General features: G+C 70.2%; 7 protein-coding genes. 6 read left to right on the top strand and 1 reads right to left on the bottom strand.

Features of this window, described 5'->3' with window-relative positions:
- From EIO58_RS11650 to EIO58_RS11635, 4 genes are all read left to right on the top strand, one after another.
- Positions 1–315, top strand: a 315-nt coding sequence (locus EIO58_RS11650; RefSeq protein WP_164861657.1) for a DUF4190 domain-containing protein, incomplete at its 5' end; no start/stop codon positions are given.
- 40 nt (positions 316–355) lie between these two features.
- The gene (locus EIO58_RS11645; protein WP_127819687.1) at positions 356–745 is read left to right on the top strand and encodes a DUF3099 domain-containing protein; all 390 of its coding nucleotides are present in this window, start codon (positions 356–358) and stop codon (positions 743–745) included.
- The gene (locus EIO58_RS11640; RefSeq protein ID WP_127819686.1) at positions 742–972 is read left to right on the top strand and encodes a hypothetical protein; all 231 of its coding nucleotides are present in this window, start codon (positions 742–744) and stop codon (positions 970–972) included. Before EIO58_RS11645 ends, EIO58_RS11640 begins: the two co-directional genes overlap by 4 nt.
- Positions 969–1,862: an SURF1 family cytochrome oxidase biogenesis protein gene (locus tag EIO58_RS11635; protein WP_127819685.1), complete on the top strand. Its 894-nt coding sequence runs from the start codon at positions 969–971 to the stop codon at positions 1,860–1,862. The genes EIO58_RS11640 and EIO58_RS11635 overlap by 4 nt, the downstream gene beginning before the upstream one ends.
- A gap of 5 nt (positions 1,863–1,867) precedes the next feature.
- Here EIO58_RS11635 and EIO58_RS11630 read toward each other — a convergent pair whose 3' ends face one another.
- Positions 1,868–3,466, bottom strand: coding sequence for an ABC-F family ATP-binding cassette domain-containing protein (locus tag EIO58_RS11630; RefSeq protein WP_127819684.1), 1,599 nt, complete (start codon positions 3,464–3,466; stop codon positions 1,868–1,870).
- Between the two features lie 191 nt (positions 3,467–3,657).
- Here EIO58_RS11630 and EIO58_RS11625 point away from each other — a divergent pair, with 191 nt between their 5' ends.
- Together EIO58_RS11625 and EIO58_RS11620 are read left to right on the top strand one after the other, a co-directional pair.
- The gene (locus EIO58_RS11625; RefSeq protein WP_127819683.1) at positions 3,658–4,296 is read left to right on the top strand and encodes a biotin transporter BioY; all 639 of its coding nucleotides are present in this window, start codon (positions 3,658–3,660) and stop codon (positions 4,294–4,296) included.
- A gap of 155 nt (positions 4,297–4,451) precedes the next feature.
- Positions 4,452–5,483, top strand: a complete 1,032-nt coding sequence (locus EIO58_RS11620) for an iron-siderophore ABC transporter substrate-binding protein (protein WP_127819682.1) — start codon at positions 4,452–4,454, stop codon at positions 5,481–5,483.
- Positions 5,484–5,655: the final 172 nt, after the last annotated feature.

The following is a 5,655-nucleotide window of genomic DNA, read 5'->3' as shown; positions in this document are numbered from 1 at the left end:
GGAGCCCCCGCGTACGGCTACGGCTACGGCGCGCAGCCCAAGACGAACGTGCTGGCGATCGTCTCGCTCGTCGCCTCGATCGTCGGCTTCATCGGCCTGCTGCCGATCATCGGCTCGATCGGTGCCATCATCACCGGGCACATCTCGCTGAACCAGATCAAGACGAACGGCGAGAACGGCCGCGGCATGGCGCTGGCGGGCACGATCGTCGGCTATGTCGGCCTCGGTCTCTGGATCATCGGGACCATCGCGTTCTTCGGCTTCGTCGCGTGGATGACGCAATACGCCTACCAGTACGGCACCTACAGCTCCTGACGGCGAACGCGCGGCCCGATCGGCGTACGCTGGAAGGACCGTGAAGAGTTCGAACCGCGCCCCGTCGGCGACGTCCCTGCCGCGTGCACCACGCGACGACGTCGGCGCGCGTTCCTCCAGATATCTCGTGATGATGGGCGTGCGCATCGCATGCCTGATAGCCATGGTGCTCATCACGCCGTACGGCTGGTACACGTGGCTGCTGGGCGCCGCGGCGATCTTCCTCCCCTATGTCGCGGTCGTCTCGGCCAACGTCGGCCAGGAGGCGCGGCGCAACCGTCGCGAAGACCCCGAGCCGGCCCTTCCGCCGGCACCCGAGCAACGCGCGGAGACGGCGCCCCGCGTCATCCGCGTCGAAGAGACCCCCCGCGCCGGCGACCCCGGCACAGCGACCCCCGCAGACCCGCCGCGCCCCGACGAGGCGGCATGAGCCTCAGCGACGACGAGTCGGTCGCGGACGCGATCTGCTCGCGAGCAGGCTGCCGCGCCTGCGCACAATGGCGCATCGACTGGCGTAATCCCCGCATCCACTCGGCCGACCGGACGAAGACCTGGGTCGCGTGCGACGACCACCGCGACTACCTGCGGGGCTTCCTCGAGGCGCGCGATTTTCCGGTCGTCGTGGCGCCGTTGGGGTCGGCGGAGGCGGCACGATGAGCCCGCGCCGTGCCGTCAGCATGCAGAGCCTCCCGCGCGCCGGCCGCTGGGCGATCTACATCGCGCTGGCCGTCGTGTTCGCCATCGCGTGCGCGTTCCTGTCCAACTGGCAGTTCTCGCGCAACGAGGAGAGGGCGGCGCAGCTGGCGCTCGTCGAGCGCAACTACGACGCCGAGCCGGTGCCGCTCGGCGAGGCGATCCCATCCGGGGACGAGCTCGCGCCGCAGGACGAGTGGCGGCCCGTGCGGCTGACAGGCCGATACGTGACCGACGCGCAGCTCCTCGCGCGCAACCGTCCCCACGGCGGCACCGCCGCGTTCGAGGTGCTGGTGCCGTTCCGCCTCGACGACGGCCGCGTGCTGCTGATCGACCGGGGGTGGGTGCGTCCGGGACGGGACCAGCCCGAGCCGGACGCCGTCCCGGCGCCCCCTGACGGCGAGGTGACCGTGATCGCGCGCCTGCGGCCCGCCGAACCGCTCCCCGCGTCGGGACGCTCGGCGCCCGAGGGCCAGGTGCCGACGATCAACCTGGCTCTCGTCGCCGCAACGGTGGCCCCGGACGTCGGCGAGGCTCTCGAGCGCAGCGCGTACGGGGTTCTGGTGTCTGAGGATCCTGCACCGGCGTCGGCGCCCGAGGCGCTCGAGCCACCTTCGGAAGACCCGGGCCCCCACCTGTCGTACGCGATCCAGTGGATCCTCTTCGCCGCGATGGGATTCGTCTTCATCGGCTATGTGATCCGCACCGAGCGCCGTCATCGACGAGAGGAGGCGGAGGAGGCGGAAGAGGATGCCGCGCAGGGGATTTCCTCAGCCGCTGCGCCGGCATCCCGCCGCCGTCGCGATCGCGACGCCGAGGACGAGGACGCGATCCTCGACGCCGCCGGGCGCTGAGGAGCTCAGGCCAGGGTGACCAGGTCGGCGTAGTCGCGGCCCCAGATGTCTTCGACGCCGTCCGGAAGGATGAGGACGCGCTCGGGATTGAGCGCTTCGACGGCCCCTTCGTCGTGCGAGACCAGGATGACGGCGCCCTCGTAGTGCGCGAGCGCGCCCAGGATCTCTTCGCGTGACGCCGGGTCGAGGTTGTTCGTCGGCTCGTCCAGCAGCAGCACGTTCGCCGACGACACGACGAGCGTCGCGAGGGACAGACGGGTCTTCTCACCGCCCGAGAGGACACCGGCAGGCTTGAGCACGTCGTCGCCGGTGAACAGGAACGACCCGAGCACCTTGCGGGCGTCGGTCGCGGTGATGTCGGGCGCCGCCGACATCATGTTCTCAAGCACCGACCGCGAGACGTCGAGGTTCTCGTGCTCCTGCGCGTAATAGCCGATCTTGAGGCCGTGTCCGGGCTCCACGACGCCGGTATCGGCGCGGTCGACGCCGGCGAGGATGCGCAGCAGCGTCGTCTTGCCTGCGCCGTTGAGCCCCAGCACCACGACCTTCGAACCGCGGTCGATCGCGAGGTCGACATCGGTGAAGATCTCGAGCGACCCGTACGACTTCGACAGACCGGATGCCGTGATGGGGGTCTTGCCGCAGGGTGCCGGTTTCGGGAACCGGAGTTTGGCCACGCGGTCCTCCTGTCGCGCGTCCTCCAGACCCGACAGCATCTTCTCGGCGCGCGCGACCATCTGGTGCGCTGCCGCCGCCTTCGACGCCTTGGCACCGAACCGCGCGGCCTGCTGCTGCAGCGCCGTCGCCTTCTTCTCGACGTTGGCACGCTCCTTCTTGCGGCGCTCCTCGTCGGCCACCCGCTGACGCAGGTAGTTCTTCCAGTTCATGTTGTAGACGTCGATGACCTGGCGGTTCGCGTCGAGGTAGAAGACGCGGTTCACCGTCTCGCCGACGAGCTCGACATCGTGGCTGATGACGATCAGCCCGCCCTTGTACCCCTTGAGGAACTCACGCAGCCAGACGACGCTGTCGGCATCGAGGTGATTGGTGGGCTCGTCGAGGATCATCGTGCCGGCGTCCGAGAAGAGGATGCGCGCGAGCTCGATGCGGCGCCGCTGGCCGCCCGAGAGCGTCCTCAGCGGCTGGTCCAGGATGCGGTCGGGCAGCGACAGGTTGTGCGCGATCGACGCGGCCTCGGCCTCGGCTGCGTAGCCGCCGAGCGCCTCGAACCGTTCGGTGAGGTTCGCGTACTTGCGCATCGCGCGGGCGGCGGCGTCGGCATCGTCGCTGGCCATGGCGTGGGATGCCTCGTGCATGCCGATCGCGAGAGTCCCGATTCCTCGGGCATCGAGGATGCGCGTGCGCGCGAGCATCTCGGGGTCTCCGGACCGCGGATCCTGCGGCAGGTACCCGAGCTCACCGGAACGGTCGACCCGCCCGGCGCTCGGAAGCAGATCGCCGGCAAGCACCTTGGTGAGTGTCGTCTTGCCGGCGCCGTTGCGCCCTACGAGACCGATCTTGTCGCCGTCGGAGACGCGGAAGGTCACGTCCGACATGAGCACGCGGGCGCCCACGCGGATCTCGAGGTCGTGCACGGCGAGCACAGCGAATGGTCCGTTCCGTCGGTGGAATGAGGGGTGGTGGCCGAACGGCCAGCCCCCCAGTATAGATCGCCGGCGCGGCCGCTCCCCCGAGCCGAGACGACCGCGTCGTGTAGAGAACGGACAGGGGAACGCAGCTTCATTCGTGGACGCCGTCCAAGTAGGCGCACGCGACCCCCTCTAGGCTGAATCGCATGTCAACCATCGCCGCACCGTCCGCGCCCGCCCGCCGCGTGCTCGCCGACGTCATCGCCCGTCCCTCCTCGCGTGCTCGCGCGTTCGCCCTCGACGCCGGCCTGGTCATCGCCGGCGCCGCCGTCGTGGCGCTGCTCGCCCAGGTCGAGATCCCGCTGTGGCCCGTGCCGATCACCGGGCAGACGCTCGGCGTCATCATCGTCGGCGCCGCGCTCGGCGCGTGGCGCGGCGCAGCCGCACTCACGACGTACCTGCTCGCGGGCCTCGCCGGTCTTCCGGTCTACGCGGGATTCACCGGTACGGTCGCGGCGATGGGCAAGCCCAGCTTCGGGTTCATCGTCGGGTTCGTCTTCGCGGCGTTCGTGGCCGGCTGGTTCGCCGAGCGCGCCTGGGATCGCCGGCCCGTGCTCGCCTTCGTCGGATTCGCCGCTGCGAGCGTCGTGCCGTTCCTCTTCGGCATCCCCTACATGGCCCTGATCCTGAACGTCGTGATGGGCCTCGACTACTCGTTCTGGGCGCTGCTCGAGGTCGGCCTCCTCCCGTTCATCGTCGGCGGCATCGTCAAGGCGGCGCTGGCCGCGGCGATCGTCCCGGGCGCGTGGACGCTGGTGCGCAAGGCGGACGACAGCAAGCGCTGACGGATGCCTCGGCGCGAGGCATCCCCGATCGACACCGAGACCCCGGCCACCGGCCGGGGTCTCCGTCATACGGCGCGAACTCCGATTCGCACAGATCCGACGCGGCAGGTAATGTAAGGCTGTCCTTACTTCCCCTCATCGAACCGGAGATCGCTGTGCGCAGAACCCGCATCGCCACCGCCACCGCCGTGGCCGCCCTCACCGCCGCCGCCCTCGTCGGGTGCTCGAGCGCGGGCGCGGCAGACACCGACGCCGCCGGCGTGGGCACCGCGTCGTCCGGCGGCTTCCCCGTCACCATCGAGCACGCCTTCGGCGAGACCGTCATCGAGTCGCAGCCGGAGCGCGTCGCGACAGTGTCGTGGTCGAACCAGGAGGTGCCCATCGCTCTCGGCGTCGTGCCGGTGGGGATGGCCGAGGCGACGTGGGGCGACGACGACGACGACGGCGTGCTGCCGTGGGTCGAGGAGAAGCTCGAGGAGCTCGGCGCGGAGACTCCCGCGCTCTTCGACGAGACAGACGGCATCGACTTCGAGGCGGTCGCCGACACGCAGCCGGACGTCATCCTGGCCGCATACTCGGGCCTCACGCAGGAGGAGTACGACACGCTTTCGAAGATCGCGCCGGTCGTCGCGTACCCCGAGGTCGCGTGGGGCACATCGTACGAAGACATGATCCGCCTCAACTCCCAGGCGATCGGCCTCGCCGACGAGGGCGAGACCCTGATCGAAGAACTGCGCGGCGAGGTCGACGAGGCTCTCGCGAGCCACCCCGAGCTCGCGGACGCCACCGTCCTGTTCTCCTACATCGACCCGTCCGACTTCAGCCAGGTCGGCTTCTACACCAGCCTCGACACGCGCCCCGGCTTCCTCACGAGCCTCGGCCTCCCTGAGCCGGCCGTCGTCGCCGAGGAGTCCGACGGCGAGGCGTTCTACGCCACCTTGAGCGCGGAGGAGGCCGACCGGTTCGCCGATGTCGACGTGTTCGTGACCTACGGCGACGCGAGCGGCTCGATCATCCCCCAGCTGCAGGCCGACCCGCTGCTGTCGCAGATCCCGGCGATCGCCGAGGGCCGCATCGCCATCCTCGAGGAGTCGACCCCGCTCGCCGCGTCGGCCAACCCCTCACCGCTGTCGATCGGCTGGGGCGTCGACGAGTACTTCTCGATCCTCGCCGGTGCTCTCGGCTGAGCCTGAGCCGCGCCCGAACTGATCGCATCGACGTCCGAGAACCCGCCGGAGCCCACCCGTGAGCCTCACGCAGAGCCGCACGCCGGTCGCGCCCGAACCGGACGCCGCATCCCTGCGGCGCCCGGTCGCGGCGCGGCTGGTGTGGTTCGCCGTAGCCTGTGCGGTGCTGGCG

Origin of the sequence: Microbacterium sp. CPCC 204701, from assembly GCF_004010105.1 — a bacterium.
Classification (GTDB): domain Bacteria; phylum Actinomycetota; class Actinomycetes; order Actinomycetales; family Microbacteriaceae; genus Microbacterium.
The sequence above is the reverse complement of the archived record's forward strand: the minus strand, read 5'-3'. Positions and strand labels throughout refer to the sequence as shown.

Excerpts from the sequence above, each read along its gene's own strand:
- EIO58_RS11625 (WP_127819683.1), top strand. The coding sequence starts at position 3,658 with ATGTCAACCATCGCCGCACCGTCCGCGCCCGCCCGCCGCGTGCTCGCC.
- EIO58_RS11640 (WP_127819686.1), top strand. The coding sequence starts at position 742 with ATGAGCCTCAGCGACGACGAGTCGGTCGCGGACGCGATCTGCTCGCGA.
- EIO58_RS11635 (WP_127819685.1), top strand. The coding sequence starts at position 969 with ATGAGCCCGCGCCGTGCCGTCAGCATGCAGAGCCTCCCGCGCGCCGGC.